This is a genomic window from Paenibacillus sp. CMM36 (assembly GCF_053570945.1).
On the sequence record NZ_JBSEDY010000005.1, the window covers coordinates 1 to 18,852 of the forward strand.

Annotated in this window: 20 protein-coding genes, 1 rRNA gene and 1 other annotated feature; all 21 genes read right to left on the minus strand. The window is 45.5% G+C overall.

The window, feature by feature from the left end; all coding sequences use genetic code 11:
* A 16S ribosomal RNA gene (locus tag ACWA2B_RS12000) occupies positions 1 to 332 on the minus strand; the annotation flags it as partial.
* 546 nt (positions 333 to 878) lie between these two features.
* Positions 879 to 2,492 (minus strand): LysM peptidoglycan-binding domain-containing protein, encoded by a 1,614-nt coding sequence (locus ACWA2B_RS12005; protein WP_449292241.1) that lies wholly within the window; start codon positions 2,490 to 2,492, stop codon positions 879 to 881.
* Between the two features lie 159 nt (positions 2,493 to 2,651).
* The gene (gene ilvE, locus ACWA2B_RS12010) at positions 2,652 to 3,536 is read right to left on the minus strand and encodes a branched-chain-amino-acid transaminase (RefSeq protein ID WP_165148833.1); all 885 of its coding nucleotides are present in this window, start codon (positions 3,534 to 3,536) and stop codon (positions 2,652 to 2,654) included.
* A 17-nt stretch (positions 3,537 to 3,553) separates the two neighbouring features.
* Positions 3,554 to 4,453, minus strand: coding sequence for a prephenate dehydratase (pheA, locus tag ACWA2B_RS12015; RefSeq protein ID WP_029518431.1), 900 nt, complete (start codon positions 4,451 to 4,453; stop codon positions 3,554 to 3,556).
* On the minus strand, positions 4,450 to 5,418 hold the full coding sequence (gene thrB, locus ACWA2B_RS12020; RefSeq protein WP_342434401.1) for a homoserine kinase: 969 nt from the start codon (positions 5,416 to 5,418) through the stop codon (positions 4,450 to 4,452). The genes pheA and thrB overlap by 4 nt, the downstream gene beginning before the upstream one ends.
* A 27-nt stretch (positions 5,419 to 5,445) precedes the next feature.
* Positions 5,446 to 6,732 carry a homoserine dehydrogenase gene (locus tag ACWA2B_RS12025; protein WP_029518429.1) on the minus strand — a complete coding sequence of 429 codons (1,287 nt, stop codon included), beginning with the start codon at positions 6,730 to 6,732 and terminating at the stop codon, positions 5,446 to 5,448.
* Positions 6,733 to 6,775: 43 nt separating this feature from the next.
* Entirely contained in the window at positions 6,776 to 7,213 is a 438-nt protein-coding gene (locus ACWA2B_RS12030) for an ACT domain-containing protein (RefSeq protein WP_013311587.1), read from the minus strand.
* A 157-nt stretch (positions 7,214 to 7,370) separates the two neighbouring features.
* Entirely contained in the window at positions 7,371 to 8,681 is a 1,311-nt protein-coding gene (gene obgE / locus ACWA2B_RS12035) for a GTPase ObgE (protein ID WP_039272573.1), read from the minus strand.
* A gap of 13 nt (positions 8,682 to 8,694) precedes the next feature.
* The gene (locus ACWA2B_RS12040) at positions 8,695 to 9,432 is read right to left on the minus strand and encodes a Spo0B domain-containing protein (RefSeq protein WP_029518427.1); all 738 of its coding nucleotides are present in this window, start codon (positions 9,430 to 9,432) and stop codon (positions 8,695 to 8,697) included.
* 146 nt (positions 9,433 to 9,578) lie between these two features.
* Positions 9,579 to 9,896 carry a 50S ribosomal protein L27 gene (rpmA, locus tag ACWA2B_RS12045; protein ID WP_039272574.1) on the minus strand — a complete coding sequence of 106 codons (318 nt, stop codon included), beginning with the start codon at positions 9,894 to 9,896 and terminating at the stop codon, positions 9,579 to 9,581.
* A gap of 5 nt (positions 9,897 to 9,901) precedes the next feature.
* The gene (locus ACWA2B_RS12050; RefSeq protein WP_013311591.1) at positions 9,902 to 10,240 is read right to left on the minus strand and encodes a ribosomal-processing cysteine protease Prp; all 339 of its coding nucleotides are present in this window, start codon (positions 10,238 to 10,240) and stop codon (positions 9,902 to 9,904) included.
* A gap of 13 nt (positions 10,241 to 10,253) precedes the next feature.
* The gene (rplU, locus tag ACWA2B_RS12055) at positions 10,254 to 10,565 is read right to left on the minus strand and encodes a 50S ribosomal protein L21 (RefSeq protein WP_013311592.1); all 312 of its coding nucleotides are present in this window, start codon (positions 10,563 to 10,565) and stop codon (positions 10,254 to 10,256) included.
* Between the two features lie 13 nt (positions 10,566 to 10,578).
* Positions 10,579 to 10,666, minus strand: a sequence feature (ribosomal protein L21 leader region).
* Positions 10,667 to 10,764: 98 nt separating this feature from the next.
* A complete protein-coding gene (locus ACWA2B_RS12060) occupies positions 10,765 to 11,949 on the minus strand; it encodes an Rne/Rng family ribonuclease (protein WP_029518425.1) in 1,185 nt (394 codons plus the stop codon).
* A 47-nt stretch (positions 11,950 to 11,996) separates the two neighbouring features.
* The gene (locus tag ACWA2B_RS12065; RefSeq protein WP_029518424.1) at positions 11,997 to 12,875 is read right to left on the minus strand and encodes a M50 family metallopeptidase; all 879 of its coding nucleotides are present in this window, start codon (positions 12,873 to 12,875) and stop codon (positions 11,997 to 11,999) included.
* Complete coding sequence (locus ACWA2B_RS12070) at positions 12,868 to 13,713, minus strand: peptidoglycan DD-metalloendopeptidase family protein (RefSeq protein WP_029518423.1); 846 nt, start codon at positions 13,711 to 13,713, stop codon at positions 12,868 to 12,870. Before ACWA2B_RS12070 ends, ACWA2B_RS12065 begins: the two co-directional genes overlap by 8 nt.
* Before the next feature lie 343 nt (positions 13,714 to 14,056).
* On the minus strand, positions 14,057 to 14,854 hold the full coding sequence (gene minD / locus ACWA2B_RS12075; protein ID WP_013311596.1) for a septum site-determining protein MinD: 798 nt from the start codon (positions 14,852 to 14,854) through the stop codon (positions 14,057 to 14,059).
* A gap of 3 nt (positions 14,855 to 14,857) precedes the next feature.
* Complete coding sequence (locus ACWA2B_RS12080; protein WP_029518422.1) at positions 14,858 to 15,520, minus strand: septum site-determining protein MinC; 663 nt, start codon at positions 15,518 to 15,520, stop codon at positions 14,858 to 14,860.
* A gap of 82 nt (positions 15,521 to 15,602) precedes the next feature.
* The gene (gene mreD / locus ACWA2B_RS12085) at positions 15,603 to 16,133 is read right to left on the minus strand and encodes a rod shape-determining protein MreD (protein ID WP_029518421.1); all 531 of its coding nucleotides are present in this window, start codon (positions 16,131 to 16,133) and stop codon (positions 15,603 to 15,605) included.
* Positions 16,133 to 16,954: a rod shape-determining protein MreC gene (gene mreC, locus ACWA2B_RS12090; protein ID WP_029518420.1), complete on the minus strand. Its 822-nt coding sequence runs from the start codon at positions 16,952 to 16,954 to the stop codon at positions 16,133 to 16,135. The genes mreD and mreC overlap by 1 nt, the downstream gene beginning before the upstream one ends.
* 55 nt (positions 16,955 to 17,009) lie before the next feature.
* The gene (locus tag ACWA2B_RS12095; protein ID WP_013311600.1) at positions 17,010 to 18,044 is read right to left on the minus strand and encodes a rod shape-determining protein; all 1,035 of its coding nucleotides are present in this window, start codon (positions 18,042 to 18,044) and stop codon (positions 17,010 to 17,012) included.
* 106 nt (positions 18,045 to 18,150) lie between these two features.
* Positions 18,151 to 18,843: a RadC family protein gene (radC, locus tag ACWA2B_RS12100; protein ID WP_025722728.1), complete on the minus strand. Its 693-nt coding sequence runs from the start codon at positions 18,841 to 18,843 to the stop codon at positions 18,151 to 18,153.
* Between the last annotated feature and the right edge of the window lie 9 nt (positions 18,844 to 18,852).

Here is an 18,852-nt window from a genome sequence, read left to right on the forward strand (position 1 = left end):
GTCCCAGTGTGGCCGATCACCCTCTCAGGTCGGCTACGCATCGTCGCCTTGGTAGGCCTTTACCCCACCAACTAGCTAATGCGCCGCAGGCCCATCCACAAGTGACAGATTGCTCCGTCTTTCCTCCCTCTCCCATGCAGGAAAAGGATGTATCGGGTATTAGCTACCGTTTCCGGTAGTTATCCCTGTCTTGTGGGCAGGTTGCCTACGTGTTACTCACCCGTCCGCCGCTAGGTTGTGTAGAAGCAAGCTTCTACACAACCCCGCTCGACTTGCATGTATTAGGCACGCCGCCAGCGTTCGTCCTGAGCCAGGATCAAACTCTCCATTAAAGACCAACCGAAGTTGGTTTATAGAAAGAGCGATAAGCTCATGTTGAAACTGACGAGATAAAAAATATCTCTTGTTTGCTTCCATTTTATACAGCCTGATGGCATGTACCAAAATCTCAGCGTTGGATTTTGCAAGCAAAATCCGCACTCACTCGTTGTTCAGTTTTCAAAGATCAAACCTACATCATATCTCACTTTGTTTCACCACCGCATCTCAGCGGCGACTTAAATAATATATCATGTTTTCCGCGTCTTTGCAACACTTTTTTTAAGAGAATTTTATAATCAACTCTGCTTAGTTTTCGTGTTGCTAACTATCTTGTAAAAGACAGCTATAAGAATATACCACATATATAAGCTTAGTAGCAACACCTTTTTTAAAAAATTATTTTCTCATCTTTAAAATCACTGCATTTAAATAAAGAGACCATTATTCCCTCAAGCAGAATAACAGTCTCTTTAACATTCATTTCTTTCTCTTAATGACTAATAAAGCCGGGGCACTACTAGGAGTCTCTCTTCTTTTACTTTTTACTTTTAGCCACGTCAGTCCCTAATCCATGGATTTTTACGCGAACGAGCACTATAGGATGAGGAACGAGTTTCTCCTCCAGTTGAATTACGGGATTTTTGCTTCTTATGAGTAGCATTTTTACTGGAAACCTTGACTTTGGACGTCTCTTCTTTGGACGTCTCTTCTTTGGATGTGCTGCCAGAGCTGTCTTTTGATTTACCTTTACTCACGCTACGATCCTTTGTTTTAGAAGAAGAATCAATTTCATTTTGGGATGCTATAGTCAGATTGTTACCTACCTCCTGCGTTCCTGGAATTGCTGGTGCCGACTGGACGTTCTCTTCCCGGCATCCACAGTCTGGCATAAACATATAGGGTGTTGTATATCCCTCTAATGGATACATAGGTGCATTCCCATGCGCAAACGGATGATAAGGGGAATTCGCAGATTGTTGCCCTTGTAGTTGGCTATAGTCGGATACGTGTCCAGCCGCAGGCAAACCATATGGAGGTCCTCCCCATGCCTGGCTCCATTGACTGCTCTGGACTGTACTCTCTGAATACTGCGGCGGATGCCCTTGATGGATAAATGGAGGATAGACAGGATAGGATGCATTTTCAGACGCTTCATGGCTCGGATAATATCCGGGGGCGCAGCAATCTGAATAGGCAGGATAAGGAGTTGGATAGGCATTTATAATTGGTGTCTGCACAGGCCCCCAGCACCATGGATGCTCACAGTCATGATGATAGCCCTGATCAGAAACTACAGTAGGAGAGGCATATTCTGCTAAGGAGGTATTTATAGGCGCTTGAGGAGACCCAATCCCCGGATACCACGAGTTCGGCATTGCATTTATTTGTGGGCTATAATCAGATGTCGGCTGTTGTATCGACCACTCGGAATTTACCATCGGCTCCGATTTTGTGCAGCCGCAAAACTTTTCAGCTACAGGTTGCTTCACAACAGTTGTAGGAAGCTGTGGCTTAGATGCAATCGGTTGGGTGACTATAGGTTGCATTTGAGGTGGAGCAGGTGGTGTAACTATGGGCTGCATTTGAGGTGGAGCGGGATTTACGGGTGCCATAGGAACTTCAGGCAGTTTTAATTCAGGAAGCTTAGGAGGATTCACTGTTTCTTTCGGCTGTGTCATCTCCTCTTTAGGGCTAGGCATATTCTCCGGCTCAGGCTGTGTCATCTCTGCCTTGGGCTGGGTAAGTTCTTGCTTAGTGGGGGATTCAGGTTTAGGCTGTGTCATCTCTTCTTTGACTGCGGTATTTTTTTTATTCTCAGTAAAATCAGAATTCTCTTCTTTGTAGTGTGGAATATTAACTGTTTCTCCAACCAGTAGTGCATTCGGGTTTTTAAGCTGGGAATTGGCATCAATAATTAGCTTGAGCGGTACATTCCACGCCTTGGACAATTTCCATAATGAATCTCCTTGCTTAACCTTGTGTTGATATACCGTTGACGGCTGTGTTTCCATCGTGACAGGCTCTGTCGGAATTTTAATTTTCTCTCCGATGCTCAACTGATTAGGGTCTGCCAATTGGGGATTGGCGGCAATAACTTTCTCCAGCGTCACATTATACTTCTGTGCCAGCAAGTATAGAGTGTCACCTTTTTTGACGATGTGTATTTTCACAGGTCACAAACCTCCTAGACTTTCGTTCGGGCGGGATAAACGCCCGGCTTCTGTTATTACATCCTATGCACCTACCGGGCGAATGACCCCATACAAACAAAAAAATCCTTTTAACTAAATACTCTCGCGAGCATTCAGTTAAAAGGATTCGGTTTTATTTTAGTCCTGCCACACTTTGTAGCCATCCTGATCCACGATCTTCCGGAATTCAGTCAGGAGCTCCAAAGTCACTGGGCCAGCAACGCCGGAGCCGATCGTACGACCATCCACCTCATAAGCTGCAATAACTTCTGCCGCAGTTCCTGTAAAAAACACCTCGTCCGCAACATATACATCATGCAGTGTAAAAGGTTGTTCCTTAAGGGAGTACCCAAGCTTAGCACACAAATCGATAATAGCATTACGAGTAATTCCTTCAAGCGCTCCCAAATAGCAAGGAGGTGTATACAACACTCCGTTTTTGACAATGAAAATGTTGTCTGCAGAGCCTTCCGTCACATATCCTTGGGAATTGAGCATAATAGCCTCACCTACACCAGCATAGTTAGACTGGATCTTCACGAGGATATTGTTGAGATAGTTCAATGATTTAATCTTCGGATTCAAAGCATCCGGGATGTTGCGACGCTGAGAGACAGAAATTGTCTTCAGGCCAGTCAAGTAAGCTTCTTCTGGGTAAATGGCGAGCTGCTCCACGATAATGATGACACTCGCCTTCGCACAACGAAGAGGGTCTAAACCTAGATTTCCTGCACCTCGGGATACAACTAGACGGATATATCCGTTACGCATTTCGTTAAGACGAATCGTTTCAGCCATTGCTTCCAACATTTCATCAGAAGACAACGGAATGTTTAATTGAATGGATTTCGCAGAATCATACAGGCGCTCCAAGTGCTCCTTACATTTAAAAATATTTCCGTTATAAATACGAATGCCTTCAAATATACCGTCTCCGTACAAGAATCCATGATCATATACGGAAACCTTTGCGTTTTCCTTAGTCACATGCTGCCCATCCAGATAGATCCATTGTTCTGCCATTAAAATCACACCTCCGATTAATGTTCCTTTAAAATAGGTTCGATCGCTGCTTCAACATACTTGTAGCTTGGATAAGAGCCAAGAACACGTACATGGCACCCCAAAGCCTCGATCTCTGCAAAGGCTGCCGGAAGTAGCACGGAATGCAGAGATTCCAAAACTTCAATGTAAAAATAATAATTCCCCAATTGCTTTTTGGTTGGACGCGATTCAATACGGGACAGATTTAACCTGCGCCATGCAAATGCGGATAAAACCTGATGCAGCGCTCCCGGGAAATCCTGCGGCGGCGTGACCAAAATACTGGTTCGCTGACCTTCAGGCGTACCCGGGAGACTTATAGGTTGATGACCGATCAAGACAAAGCGGGTAAAGTTGTTATCGTGATCCGTCACTTTGCTGGCCAAAATATCCAATCCGTGTTTGGCAGCCGCAAGCTTGGTTCCGAGAGCGGTCCAGCCTTTACCGGGGTTATGTTTAACAATTTCGACGGCTTCCGCCGTACTTCCTGCACTCTCCAACTCGGCCTGAGGAGCGGAAGCCTGTATGAATTCTTTACACTGGGGAAGCGCCACAGGATGAGACATAATTTTGACCACTTTGCTCAAATCTAGCTTGTCCAAATCCTTCGTAAATTCACTGCGATGACCAATAAGATTTTGAATTGAAGGATATACCCATTCCGCCTGCATTTGAATGTCTACTTCATGTACAAGCCAATCCATATGCAAACTTACAGAGCCATCAATCGTATTTTCAATGGGAATTACACTATAGTCTGCCTGACCCTTGTCTACTGCCTGAAATACGTCCGCGATATGTTTGTAAAAAAGTAATTCATGGGACGTATCTCCTAACAAATACTTAATCGCTTCATGAGAAACAGTCCCCTCAGGAAGAAGTGCAATTCGTTTCATATCGTAAGTTCCCCTTTAATCATATCCATAAAAGGGAGAGTATTCCCTTCTGTATATACTTTAACTCCTTCATTCTCAGGGCGCAATTTTAAAACAGAAGCAGTGATCCCCTCTTTGTTCATGGTATCCGTTAAATACTGCTCCAGCTCTGCTTTCCGATTTTCCCGCCGATCTGTCAATGCCAGCAACGTTGGTCCAGCCCCACTTAGAGCCACACCCAAAGCACCATAATGGTGCGCATCCTGCAAGATCTCTGTCATACCTGGCACAAGTGCCGCGCGGTAAGGCTGATGAAGCTGATCACGCATCGCTTCAGCGATTAAGTCGGTTCGCCCTGATGCCAATGCTGCTACCAACATGGAAGCATGACTTATATTATATACAGCATCCTTCAATGATACTTGTGCGGGTAGAACCTCTCTGGCTTTCGACGTGGACAGCTGAAAATCTGGAATAACTACCATAACCTCCAGATTGGTATCCGGTTCAAGTCGTAAATGCCTAGCACGCTCACCGTCCCACATCGCTGTAATAATACCGCCAAACAGAGAAGCTCCAACATTATCCGGATGTTTTTCAATGGCGCTTGCCATATCGAACAACTTGGAATCCGGCAGAGGCGAGCCAATCAACGTATTTGCAGCGACCAAGGCGCCCACAATGGCGGAAGCACTGCTGCCCAAACCACGAGTGAGTGGAATATCTGAGTACATCGAAATATCGAGCTCAGGAACTGATACACCCGCTTCCCGAAAAACCATTTGTGCTACCTTGAAAATCAGATTAGTTTTATCTTGAGGAACACCATTCATTTCATCTCCGTATAAATGAAAAGCCGTCTGTTCGGCCTCCTTCATTTCAATCCATGCATATAAGGACAACGCCATGCCCAATGTATCAAAGCCCGGACCCAAGTTGGCCGTACTCGCGGGCACACGCACTCTTACTGTTTTTAAAACGGTCATACAGACAATTCCTCCTGCTTTTATTGACTATCCCTCTACTCGATATACGCTCTTGATGCGACGGATGACGTCCAAAGTTTCAAAATGCTCCAAAACCTTTTTCATACTTGCTTTACTGGCTAAATGAGTCACGATAATAATTTCAGCATCGGGGTTAACCTCATTCGGTTGCTGCACAACAGATGCCAGACTGACATCAAATTCAGCAAATACTTGCGTAATCCGTGCCAACACCCCTGCTTTATCATCCACATGCAGAAGCACGAAGTTTTTGAAATACACATCTTCGTCGTTACTAATTTTTTTAGGGTTGTAAGGAACGATGGCTTTAAGCCCATTGACACCAAGTTTGAGATTTTTCACTACAGCAACTAAATCGGCTACAACTGATGTTGCCGTCGGCATTTCACCTGCACCCGCACCATAAAACATGGTTTCACCCACTGCTTCACCATGCACATACACCGCGTTGAATACCCCGTTCACCGAAGCCAATGGATGTTGCTTGCGTACCATGGTCGGCTGAACGTTAATCGTAAATTCATCACCCTGGCGCTCTGCAATGCCTAGCAATTTCATTTCATATCCTAGTTTTTTAGCAAAAGCAATATCTTCACTGGTTACCTTTGAAATGCCGCTGACACTTACATCCTTGAGCTCTACATTAGAGCGGAAACCCAGCGTGCCGAGAATTGCCATTTTACGGGCTGCATCCAGTCCTTCCACATCTGAGGTCGGATCGGATTCAGCATACCCAAGCTCCTGTGCTTCCTTGAGAACTTCCTCGTACGAGGCCCCTTCCTGACTCATTTTGGTTAAAATAAAGTTTGTCGTACCGTTCACAATCCCCATAATGCGGGTAATGCGGTCGGAGGAGAAACCTTCAATTAGTGTACGAATGATCGGGATACCACCCGCTACACTCGCTTCATAAAAAATATCACACTGCTTTTCCTGCGCCTTTGCTAATACTTCAGAACCGTGCAAAGCCATTAAGTCCTTATTTGCCGTTACGATGTGTTTACCCCGCTCCAGCGCTTCAAGAATGTACTCCTTCGTCTGATCAACGCCGCCCATGACTTCGATAATTACATCAATTTCAGGGTCCCGAATAACTTCCCATGGGTCCTCAGTAAGTTTGCTCGTCTCCACTTCAATGGAACGATATTTTTCTATGTTTTTTACAGCTATTTTTTCAATGATGATCGGTGAACCGACTTGTCTGCTCAAGTCTTCCTGATTGCCTTCTACGATTCGAACGACCCCCGTTCCTACCGTCCCCAAACCTAACAATCCTACTTTGACCGGTTTCATCCATTCCCCTCCTGATAACTTTTATCTAATGAACTGTATTGCCTTAACCTTGCCCAATCAGGCGAACACGTTTGACTCCAGAGATATCTTCCAAGCCCTCCAGTAGAACACCCAACTCTTCACTGAGTCTGGACATTTCTACCGAGATGACTACGTTGGCTCTGCCTTGCAGTGGAATACTTTGCTGAATCGTCAGCACATTGCCTCCGAAATCTGCCACTCTGCCAAGTACCCTGGACAACATTCCGGATTGATGTTCCAAATCAATAGAGATATTAACAATTCGCTCACGCTCCAGCTGGTTAACCAAATGTATGCCATCCTTATATTTATAAAAGGCGCTTCGGCTTAGCCCAACTTGCTCCACGGCATCATGCACGGTTTTAACATCTCCTGAAGCCAGCAGCAGTTTCACCTGTATGGTCTTAACAATAGCTTCAGGCAAAATATCTTCCCGTACCAAGTAATAGCGCTCTTTCAAGAACGTCCTCTCCTCAAAGACTTATGTTTTTGTATAGAGGACATTATATCGAAACTCATGAAAATCGGCAAGCAAACAATGCAAAAAACGGCTACTGCCTTCTATAGAGTTTCCTATAGTACAGTAACCGTTCAGGTTTTAGACCTTAATTTAAAATTTAGTAGTAGCTGCTGCCTTCAACAAATTCGAACTCGAAATCAGCAATGCGTACAGATGTACCATCTTTGGCACCACGCTTGCGTAACTCAGCATCCACACCCATGTGGCGTAACGTTCTTGCTAATTTCAAAATAGCATCATGCGAGTTCAACTGCATGCGCTTCATCATGCGCTCAATTTTAGGGCTCTGCACCACGAATGTATCGTTTTCACGTACAATTGTAAAGCCCTCGTCTTCTGCTGTATCCAGCTTAAATACCTTACGTTCATTGACTTCTGCTACTTCCTCAACAACCGGCTCGTCTGGTATTTGATCCAGCAAATCAGCAGCCCGGTAGAGCAGTTCCTTCACACCTTGACGTGTCAGTGAGGAAATAGGCATGATTTCAAGATCAGGACGTATAGAAGCAATCTGCTCTTTGAAGTGAGCCAGGTTTTCTTCCGCTTCCGGCATATCCATTTTATTGGCCGCCACAATTTGTGGACGCTCAGCCAATGCTGCATTATATTGTTTCAATTCGTCGTTAATTTTAGTCCAATCTTCAAACGGGTCACGTCCTTCGGAGCCCGCCATATCCACGACATGGATAATAATACGCGTCCGCTCAATGTGCCGCAGAAATTCATGTCCCAGCCCAATACCTTCATGAGCTCCTTCAATCAAACCAGGCAAATCCGCCATCACAAAGTTACGATGATCACCCACATCTACAACGCCCAAATTCGGAGTAATCGTTGTAAAGTGGTATGCCCCAATTTTCGGTTTTGCGGAAGATACAACCGACAACAAGGTAGACTTCCCAACACTAGGAAACCCGACCAAACCTACGTCAGCCATCACTTTTAACTCAAGCGTGATATAACGTTCTTGTCCTTCTGCGCCATTCTCAGCCAACTCAGGCGCTGGATTACTCGGCGTAGCAAAACGGATGTTCCCGCGTCCTCCGCGTCCTCCTTTAGCTACGACGACTTGTTGACCATGACGTGTCATATCTGCTACTACTTCACCAGTATCATCATCTATGATGACCGTTCCCGGTGGTATACGTACGATCATGTGCTCCGCATTGGCTCCGTGTTGACTTTTGTTACGACCTTTCACTCCACGCTGGGCTTTAAAATGTCGTTGGTACCGAAAATCCATCAAGGTACGCAAACCCTCATCTACACGGAAAATTACATCTCCACCGTTCCCTCCGTCACCACCACCTGGGCCACCTTCAGGAACGTATTTCTCACGACGAAACGCAATTAATCCGTCTCCGCCGTCTCCGCCTTTAACAAAAATCTTCGCTTTATCTACAAACATGGTTACACCTTCCTTATGTCTGGCACTGCATCCGAATTTGAAACATTTCGCCCGTAGGGAGCTTCTCTGTTCGAATGCGTTCACTTCCGGGTACGGATCTGACCCGCTTAAGGATATTCAAATCCGCAGGTATGTCACTTCCTTCAAAACGGACGATAACATCATTCTGATCCATACCGAAATAAAGTGTCAATCTGCGCACTTCTCCCCAGGACGACCGGCCCCCGCCATATTGATACGCACGCACCGTTTCTATGACGGCCGAGGCAAGCGACTCGCCGTCTTCGGGAGACATGACAGCGTCTAACTTTAACTGCTCCTCAACCTGTACCGACAACTGTAAATTACCGGCGTTCACGCGAAAAGACTGTAAATAAAACACCAGTGAGGGAATACCCAACTTAGATATTTTACTGTCTTCCGCCACGCGCCCTTTTATTGTTTCCACATAAGCAACAGATTTATCATGCTTATTCATGCGAATATATCCATAAAGCACCTGCAAGTCATTCATCCAGTCATGCCGATGATGGTTAAGCATTGCAATCGCTGTACGCTCAAAAGAACGCAAAGCAGCTTTCCGCTCATACTCAACCTGTCTATTCGTGTACCACATACCAAAACATGCAGCAACTACAGACCATACTGCTAATAAGATAATCGTTAATACTTCGGGATAGAGCAGTGAAAAAACCAAAGGAATCAGAATGGAACCCAACGCCAGATAAGGCGCTCTTATCCGCTGGAACATGGCTTCTCTCCGTTCTGCGATAATTAAATGGATTATTAAAGAACCTTAATCCAGTATAGCACAGACTAACTTTCCAGTTCATTACCATCATGCAAAAAAGCCTCCGACAAAAGTGCCGGAGGCTTTTCAGCGTGTCTAAGCCGCTATTAAGCTTCTACAGTAGCTGCTACTGGAGCAACGTCGATCGGGTAGATGCTCACCTTTTTGCGATCACGGCCCCAACGTTCGAACTTCACAACGCCGTCCACTTTCGCGAACAGGGTGTCGTCCTTACCGATGCCCACGTTCGTGCCCGGGTGAATTTTCGTTCCGCGTTGACGAACCAGGATGCTACCGCCGGTAACTGCTTGACCGTCAGCACGTTTCACTCCAAGACGTTTCGATTTACTGTCACGTCCGTTTTTTGTGGAACCTACACCTTTTTTCGATGCGAATAATTGAAGATCCAATGTCAATTTCAACATGATGTCTACCTCCTTCTTTGATTATTTTCTATTTGAATATACTTACCGTATGATTCAGCAATGCTTGTCAGCATAATCACCATGGACTCCAGCAACAGTTGAACCTGTGCGTTCGCATCATGATAACTTTCAGGAGAAAGATACGCGCTTAAAAAGCCGTTTTCCATTTCCGTTTCCATCTCAACGTCCGTAAGAGCTCCAATCGAATTGACAGTTCCTACTGTTACCGCCGAAACGCCAGCACATACGATATCCTCGCCAGATTTAGCGAAATTTGCATGTCCTTTAACGGAAAACCCCTGTATGCTGCCATCCTCCAGTCGTGTAATACGCACGATAATCACTTATCGCACCCTCTTACGCTTGGATTTTTTCAATCGTCACTTTCGTGTACGGTTGACGATGACCTTGCTTCACATGGTAGTTCTTTTTAGGTTTGTATTTGTATACGATGACCTTTTGACCTTGACCATGCTTCTCAACTTTAGCTGTTACAGAAGCTCCAGAAAGAAGCGGTGTACCTGCTGTCAAGCCATTGTCGCCGGACACTGCCAGAACACGATCGAACGTTACAGTTTCACCATCATTAGCTTCCAACTTCTCGATGAACAATACGTCGCCCTCTTGAACTTTGTATTGCTTACCACCTGTTTCGATAATTGCGTACATTTGCTTGCACCTCCTTATGTCTCAGACTCGCCTAATAGCAGGTGGCAGATTCCCTTAGGATACTGCACTTCAGTACCTGATTGGAGCGGTTACAGCATGTGCAGCCAATCTTACGCATCACACATACTAAATGATTGTAGCACAAGCTTTATACACATTCAACCTTTAGTTTTAAAATGATTTTGGGTTACGCATCGCTCTACACGAGCGTCTTTTCTTCACGCACTTTTTTGCGGGTCATTTCCAGCAAACCTAACCGCGTCCAACCGACAACATAAGATTTGGTCCGATCCTTCTTCAATCTTGCTTCCAGCACAGAGGATACTTCCCGACGGTTCTCCTCTTGTTCCATGTCAATAAAATCAATGATGATGATACCACCAATATCACGCACACGTACCAGGCGGGCAATCTCTTCAGCTGCTTCAATGTTAGTCCGGGTTACCGTTTCTTCCAGATTACTGCCTCCCGTAAACTTCCCGGTATTCACATCAATGACGGTTAGTGCCTCCGTATGATCAATGACAATGTATCCACCGCCCTGCAGCCATACCTTTCGCGCAAAATCGCGTTCCAGCTGCTCATGAATGCCATAAGCTTTAAAAATCGTTTCTTCTGCACCACGAAATATACTTACATGAGCTTTCGCAGGACCAATCTGTTGCAGCATGATTTCTGCATCCTTTGCTTGCTCTTCACTGTCAATAACCAGTTCATCCTGTTCAGGTGTAAACACATCCCGAATCAATCGCTGAACAATACTTAAATCCCGGTGTAATTCGCACGGAGCCGAGTGTTCACCAGCTTTACGCTGAATAGCCGCCCACTGCTTACGTAGTTGATTCAGATCATTTTCAATCGCCTCTATACTCATGTCCTCCGAAACGGTACGGATTATGAGTCCTTCCTCACTTGTGCGTAGCTGCTCTCCCATTGCTTTCAAACGGGTGCGCTCGCCCTCACGTTCGATCTTCTTGGATACGGCCACATAATCAGCACGGGGCATATATACGATCCAGCGACCCGGAAGTGAAAAATGAGTGGTGACCCTGGCTCCTTTGCTACCAACTGCCTCTTTTAATACCTGTACTACAATTTCCTGCCCCACCTTTAACACTTCAGAAATGGATGGCTTTACCTCCGGCTGCTTGTCCAAATGAGCGTGAAGTACGTCATCTACGTACAAAAAGGCATTCTTTCGCTGTCCAATGTCAACAAAGGCGGCTTGCATACCTGGTAGCACATTGACCACCCTCGCTTTGAAAAAAGAACCTAGAATCCCCCGTTTTCGCGGTAGTTCAGCCGCATATTCAACCAATCGTCCCTCTTCCAACAGCGCCATTTGGGTCATCTGCTGCTGGCATTGTACAATCATTTGCTTCATGGTTTTTCAACCTCTCTGGATACAGCCTCTTTCTTACTCATAAAACATTATTTAGGCTTGGGTTCTCCACCATCTGGCGGGCGTGTCGCAAAATAAGAGCGAATAAGGCGTTGCTCCGGCAGTACGGCTACAATTCGTCCCTGTTCATTCATAACATAAACCATATGATACCGATCTCTTCTGAAAAGACGCAAAATAGGCTCCAAATGTTTCATTGGCAGGGATACAATAGGTAAGGCAATACTTCCCTTAGCTATTTCGCGGTAAAAAAGCTCGTCCCTCCCCAGCAAAAACCGTATAAAACGGTAAGGGATATTCCGATAATCCACAATATTAGAATAAAGCAAAAAAATCCCTACCGCCAGCAGATTTAAATGCATAGGCCCATTTTGCCTTAACAACGGTGAAATACCATACATACAAAATAGCAGACTCGTTACGATACTGGCCCTAAAGGTCCACACTAATGTGCGGTGATAAGAAAAGGATAAACTAATCATTGCCTGCAATATTTTCCCACCATCAAGTGGTAAAATGGGCAGCAAATTAAACAGTGCAATAACTGCATTCCCCTGAATTATATAATTTACATAATCATACTCCGGTCCACTCACATTTTTGAACCATAAAAGGATGATGATCATGATTCCGTTTTGCAGGGGCCCCGCTAGCGCAATGACAATCTCCTTCCACGCATTGAGCTTCCCCTGATCCTCAATGACCGCAACTCCTCCAAAGGGTAACATCTGTATGGAAAGCACCCGCGCGCCTAACAACGAAGCAGCTGTCGCATGACCTAGCTCATGAATAAACACCAATGTAAATAAAGTGATGATCTCGATAAAATGTCCCGTTATTATGGAGGTCAGCATAACCAATACAAACAGTGGATGTAGTGATAAGGTCACCCCTCGGACATTAATCAAGGGCTACCACTTCCGACGGGTCAATGTAGTGATCCCCTCTCTGAACTGCCAAAAATAAAGTTGCCGCCTCGCTGCCGCTGCGACTTGCTGGCAGTACACCGATCTCATCTCCCTCCTGAACCCAGTCGTTCACTTTTAAGGTAGAGCGGGAAAGCCTCCCGTAAGTTGCTGTGATACCGCCAGTGTGTCGAACTGTAACCGAAATCCCGCTTTTGGGATGATTTAATATGTCTAATACTCGTCCTGCATCTATACTTTTAACAACGATTGGCCCGTTGTCAGTGACATTCGGCGTAATTTCTACCCCTTTCAGGCTCAGTACAAAAGGCTGTGTTATAGTGCCTTCGATCGGTGGAGAGCCCTTTCGATTTGCGGCTACCTTGTGCGTTTCATGCTCCTCGCCAAAAATCGGCAAAAAGGAAGGAGCTCCGTCAAAATAAGTTTCATACCATTGTCCGACGGCTGCAAAATCCATATCCTTATTCAAGGCATCCGCAATAAACATTCTCAAATTCACTGCATAAGGAATATCCCAACGAAACATTCCCCATACCATTCCAAATAACACCGTTGCTATGACTGATCTTCGCCAAAAGGAAGTCCAAAAAGACGGAGCACGATTCGCCCCAAAAGATTGCTGCCAGTGTTGCCGCTCATTTTTCCACTCCGTTTCTGGGTCTCTGGGCGAGTCGGCACTGACTATAGGCATCGACCTCATATCTTTATCCCCGTGCCTGTACTGATATATGCCAGAGGGATACGTCTCCGCTTTGCTTCCCGCGATTAGCTGCTGTATACGTTCTTCTCTGCGCTGCTTGATTCCGGAATTTTTATTCATCCTGTTCAGCCCCCTCAGCGAGGTATGTTTGATACATCTTATGAGGACGGGCTTCAACTTATGTTGTCCCGCTCGGGAATAAGTACCTAAAAATCAAAAAAAAAACCGGCGCTAACGCACCGGATTTGTTTTGTATTTATAATATTTATGTAGTGACCCTAAATTTTGTGAAGCCGTATTATAGGAATTTAAAAAGACAAACCAAAAACACTTAAATAAGATTATTACTTATTTAAGTGTCTAGTATTACAAATGAATACTACTACAGCTCCTACCTTAGAACCAATAGAAAATCACTTAGGAAGCGTGGAAGCAATTTACCAGCCATAACTTCCGGTTTTCCTCATCCACCCATACCAAAAAACTTCTTAAAACGTGTCATCACGCTTTTCTTCTGGTCTAGCTGCATGAGGGGCACTGTATCGCCCAAAATCCGTCTCGCAATGTTACGGTAAGCAATCGCGGCCTGTGAATCTGGATTCATAACGGTGGGCTCCCCTGTATTAGCTGCTTTAATTACCATTTCATCATCCGGCACAATCCCAATAAGGTCTATGCTAAGCACTTGTAAAATCCCATCAATATCCAACATATCTCCGGATTTAACCATGCTATTGCGAATGCGGTTAACCACCAACTTGGGTGATATCACATGTGAGCTTTCCAGTAAACCAATTACCCGGTCTGCATCGCGTACGGCTGCATTTTCCGGAGTAGTCACAACAATAGCCTGATCCGCCCCAGCAATGGCATTTTTAAAGCCTTGTTCAATACCCGCAGGGCAATCGATCAATATATATTCAAAATCCTTTTTAAGCTCCAAAATAATATCCTTAACCTGCTCCGGCGTAACAGCACTCTTGTCCTTGGTTTGAGCGGCTGGCAGCATATACAGCTCCTCAAAACGCTTGTCCTTAACCAGTGCCTGATTTAAACGGCAACGACCTTCCGCTACATCAACAAGGTCGTAAATAATTCGGTTTTCTAGACCCATCACAACGTCTAGATTACGCAAACCGATATCCGTATCCACCAAACATACCTTTTTGCCGAGCAGTGCAAGCGCTGTTCCTATATTGGCTGACGTCGTCGTTTTGCCGACGCCGCCTTTTCCTGAAGTGACGACGATAGCCTCTCCCATGTGCTACACCCCTTTGAACACGTTAAAATCGCGGCCCAGACGCACAATATTGCTCATTTTATCTATTTGCATAGCGCCATCCTTGAGATACGCAAATTCCATACCGGATTCACGTGTCTCCCATTCGTCTGGTGGACGGCTGATCATTTCGGAAATTCGCAACTGTGTCGGTGCAAAATAGGAAGCCGCTATAATCGCTTCACTATTTCCCTCCATCCCTGCATGCGCCATGCCTCGCAGAGCGCCGAGGACATAAATATCACCAGTACATGTTATAATTCCACCCGGGTTTACATCTCCCAAAAAGAGTAGGTTCCCATTGTGATGAAGCACTTGACCAGATCGGATAATCCCTGTCACCGTATGAATAGGGGGCTTTCCCTGCACTTCCACAGGCAGTCCAGGTGATTCTACAGACCTGATGAGCAGATTCCCCTTTTGCTTCAAAATCTCCAGAATACTTTCCTTCTGTTCCTCTGTCACTTCTCGGCTTCCCAGCTTAATATCCACATGAATGATCGGGCCTGTTAAAATATTTTGATGACTGTGCTCCAGCTTAAAACGCAGCTCACCCAGCAAATTCTCAAACTCGCATTGATCGTCCAGCAGGAATACCAGGCCATCTTTGATGCCTTTAATCGTGACATGATTCGATTTCACTGCCATTAGCCTGTCCCTCCTATCTCAATCATTTCGTCCCCGGGACGTCAAATCCCTGCTAACCCGGACAAAATGTGTGTAAAAAGACCTAGACAGCCTCTTCCTTTTTCACACGGGTACCCAAACGCTGCAACTGCTTGCGAACTGGGACATAAATGATGAGGGCGAACAGAAAATGGATAAATAAATCAGGAATTATATACTGAGCAAGTGCCCAATTGAAAGTCTGATGATTCAGCTGGAACAGCTGGTCAATGGCAAAAAGCATAGAATCCAAGAGGAAACTACCAATCAACACGGCTGCCATCATAATGGGCATCTGCGCACGTCGAGCTGTAAAAACAAGCCCCAATAAGTATGCAGACAACCCCATTGCAAAAGAATAAGGCCCAATGATAAACCCATAGAACACTACATCATGAATAAGTCCAAAAACAATACCTAGCACCAATGCTGTATGACGGCTGTAATACACAGACACAAACAAGATCACGACATACACAAAATTCGGAACCATTCTTGAATGCCAACTATCCGGAAGAAGCCATGGAAGAATCGTCCCTTCAGCTATAAACAGTACAAACAGCAGCAGTATTAGAACCTGACCGCGCATCTTCATTATTCCGGTACCTCAGGAGTGTAGAGGATGAGCAGTTCTTTCCAATCCACAAAGCTAGCTGCCGGTTTAATAATCGCTGTCCGTGTTTTGCCAAACTCCCCAACCTGAATCTTCTCTACCGTTCCAACCATTAGGTTTTTGCGGAATTTACCACCTGCGCCAGATGTAATAATCTGATCACCCTTTGCGATTGGATCTTTTTCCTCAATGCGAGTCATTTGAAATCTGTTCGTACCCGGATCATAGCTTTCAATCATACCAAACGATTGATTTTCCTTGCCCAAGACTGTCGCTGCAATAGCATAAGAATTCGGATTTTTAGGATCCAATGTAGTCAATAGGGTAACGGTGGACGTAAAATTCCCCGTTTGACTAATGACTCCGACAAATCCTTCAAGCGAACTGACTTCCTGACCAACCTTCGCTCCGTCCTTCTCACCAATATCGATCACAAGCGTTTTGGAATCATTGCTGACGCTGTTCACTTGAGCAACACGATAATCATAATTATTTTTCGCCTTTTGCGTTTGGGTGAACTTCAGTTCATTCTGCAGTCTGGCATTTGTTTCAACATAATTATGGGTCTGAATTTGGTCACGAGTCAGCTTTGCCACAGCAATTTTTAACCGTTCATTTTCTTCGTAGATACTGCGCATATTCCCGATATCTTCAAAGAAGCCCGCTATTGCAGAAGCGGGCCTGTAAAAGATACCTTGCACAAAGCCAATCGAATCTCTGGCGAACTTCTCGGGCCAGGTTAAGGAATTCCTCTGTCCAAGTGTAATCCCCATAAGGGCAATAAACAGAACGATTCCTATCAATAGAACAAATAGTCTTTTATTGCCAAACAGCTTAAACAGTTCCTACACCCCCGATTCAACGTTTGGAACGGACGGCAGAACTGCTGCGCGATTTGAACAAATGAATATTTTCCAACGCTCTGCCTGTACCGATTGCCACACAATCTAGAGGATTTTCTGCTACGATCACCGGCATTCCGGTTTCACCTGCCAACAGCTTGTCCAGGTTACGTAGAAGTGCTCCACCGCCAGTAAGTACAATACCTCTATCCATGATATCCGCTGCCAATTCGGGAGGGCATTTTTCCAGTGTTACTTTAACCGCATCCACGATTGCATTGACTGTATCCGATAATGCTTCACTAATTTCATCAGAAGTAATCGTGATCGTCTTCGGCAAACCTGTTACCAGATCACGTCCGCGGATTTCCGAGGTTTCCACTTGCTCTAATGGCATAGCTGAACCCACTTCCATTTTCAGTTGCTCTGAAGTCCGTTCACCAATCATCAGATTGTATTGGCGCTTCACGTATTGGATGATGGACTCGTCCATTTCATCGCCAGCGACACGCACGGAGCGGCTTGTTACAATCCCACCCAGGGAAATGACTGCCACCTCGGTTGTACCTCCACCGATATCGACAACCATACTGCCTGTAGGCTCCCATACAGGAAGATCAGCGCCAATTGCTGCTGCAAACGGCTCCTCTATCGTATATGCCTCTCTTGCGCCTGCTTGCTTCGTCGCATCTTCAACAGCACGCTGCTCCACCGCAGTAATGCCCGAAGGCACACAAACCATCACGTTCGGATGGCGTGGAAACAAAGAGCGTTGGGCTTGCGCCTGACGGATAAAATATTTGATCATCGTTGCTGTCGTATCAAAATCAGCAATGACACCGTCCTTCATCGGACGAATCGCACGGATATTTCCCGGTGTGCGACCGATCATTTTTTTCGCAGATTCACCAACAGCCTCAATGGTTTTTGTATCTGTACGCAAAGCGACTACAGATGGTTCACGAACCACAATTCCTTTACCTCTTACGTATACAAGCGTGTTTGCCGTCCCCAAATCTATTCCCAAATCTTTTGTAAAGCCACCCAGCATGATGTAATCTCCTTTTCTCTTCCCTGAAATCTGTTATCCAATGTATAAGCGGTTTATTCAGGCCGGATTATCCGGTCGTGTTTAAATGTTTGATTTAAATATTATATTATATCAGACCTTGTTCCTTCAAACTTACAAAGGTCCCGTCCCCGATCACTATATGATCAAGCACGTCGATACCCACGATGTTGCCCGCTTCCATCAGGCGGCGAGTCAACTGGACATCTTCGGGGCTTGGCTTCGGATCACCGCTCGGATGGTTATGAGCGCAAATTATTGAAGCACTGCTGCATTTGATTGCTGCCCGAAATACTTCACGTGGATGCACGATGGCAGAATTCAGGCTACCCATAGATAGTGTTTCCTGAGCAATGACATGATTTTTAGTGTTAAGGAACAAGCATACAAAATGCTCTTTCTGCAAATAACGAAGCTGCTCAAACAACAGATCTGCCACATCCCGCGGGCAACTAATCACCGGGGTCTCCAAATGGCGAGACAAAGCTAATCGACGCCCCAGTTCGATACCCGCTTTTAGCTGTATCGCTTTAGCATCCCCAATGCCCTTAATCTGGGTCAACTCGCTCAAGCTCATATCCACCAGTTGACGCAAATTTCCTGCCTGCTGCAAAATACGCTGCGCTAAATGCACCGAAGACTCATTTTGCGTTCCTGTACGCAGCAATATTGCCAGCAACTCCGCGTTGCTTAAGGCATCCGCCCCATATGTCATCATGCGCTCTCTTGGTCGTTCTTCATGGGGGAGGTCGCGAAGCATCAGTATTGGCGACTCCAGCATATGTTTATC

Bases quoted from the DNA above. Each gene is read 5' to 3' on its own strand.
- ilvE (WP_165148833.1), bottom strand. From the start codon at position 3,536: ATGGCAGAACAATGGATCTATCTGGATGGGCAGCATGTGACTAAGGAA.
- pheA (WP_029518431.1), bottom strand. From the start codon at position 4,453: ATGAAACGAATTGCACTTCTTCCTGAGGGGACTGTTTCTCATGAAGCG.
- thrB (WP_342434401.1), bottom strand. From the start codon at position 5,418: ATGACCGTTTTAAAAACAGTAAGAGTGCGTGTGCCCGCGAGTACGGCC.
- ACWA2B_RS12025 (WP_029518429.1), bottom strand. From the start codon at position 6,732: ATGAAACCGGTCAAAGTAGGATTGTTAGGTTTGGGGACGGTAGGAACG.
- obgE (WP_039272573.1), bottom strand. From the start codon at position 8,681: ATGTTTGTAGATAAAGCGAAGATTTTTGTTAAAGGCGGAGACGGCGGA.
- ACWA2B_RS12040 (WP_029518427.1), bottom strand. From the start codon at position 9,432: ATGTTCCAGCGGATAAGAGCGCCTTATCTGGCGTTGGGTTCCATTCTG.
- rpmA (WP_039272574.1), bottom strand. From the start codon at position 9,896: ATGTTGAAATTGACATTGGATCTTCAATTATTCGCATCGAAAAAAGGT.
- rplU (WP_013311592.1), bottom strand. From the start codon at position 10,565: ATGTACGCAATTATCGAAACAGGTGGTAAGCAATACAAAGTTCAAGAG.
- ACWA2B_RS12060 (WP_029518425.1), bottom strand. From the start codon at position 11,949: ATGAAGCAAATGATTGTACAATGCCAGCAGCAGATGACCCAAATGGCG.
- ACWA2B_RS12070 (WP_029518423.1), bottom strand. From the start codon at position 13,713: ATGAATAAAAATTCCGGAATCAAGCAGCGCAGAGAAGAACGTATACAG.
- minD (WP_013311596.1), bottom strand. From the start codon at position 14,854: ATGGGAGAGGCTATCGTCGTCACTTCAGGAAAAGGCGGCGTCGGCAAA.
- ACWA2B_RS12080 (WP_029518422.1), bottom strand. From the start codon at position 15,520: ATGGCAGTGAAATCGAATCATGTCACGATTAAAGGCATCAAAGATGGC.
- mreD (WP_029518421.1), bottom strand. From the start codon at position 16,133: ATGAAGATGCGCGGTCAGGTTCTAATACTGCTGCTGTTTGTACTGTTT.
- ACWA2B_RS12095 (WP_013311600.1), bottom strand. From the start codon at position 18,044: ATGCTGGGTGGCTTTACAAAAGATTTGGGAATAGATTTGGGGACGGCA.
- radC (WP_025722728.1), bottom strand. From the start codon at position 18,843: ATGCTGGAGTCGCCAATACTGATGCTTCGCGACCTCCCCCATGAAGAA.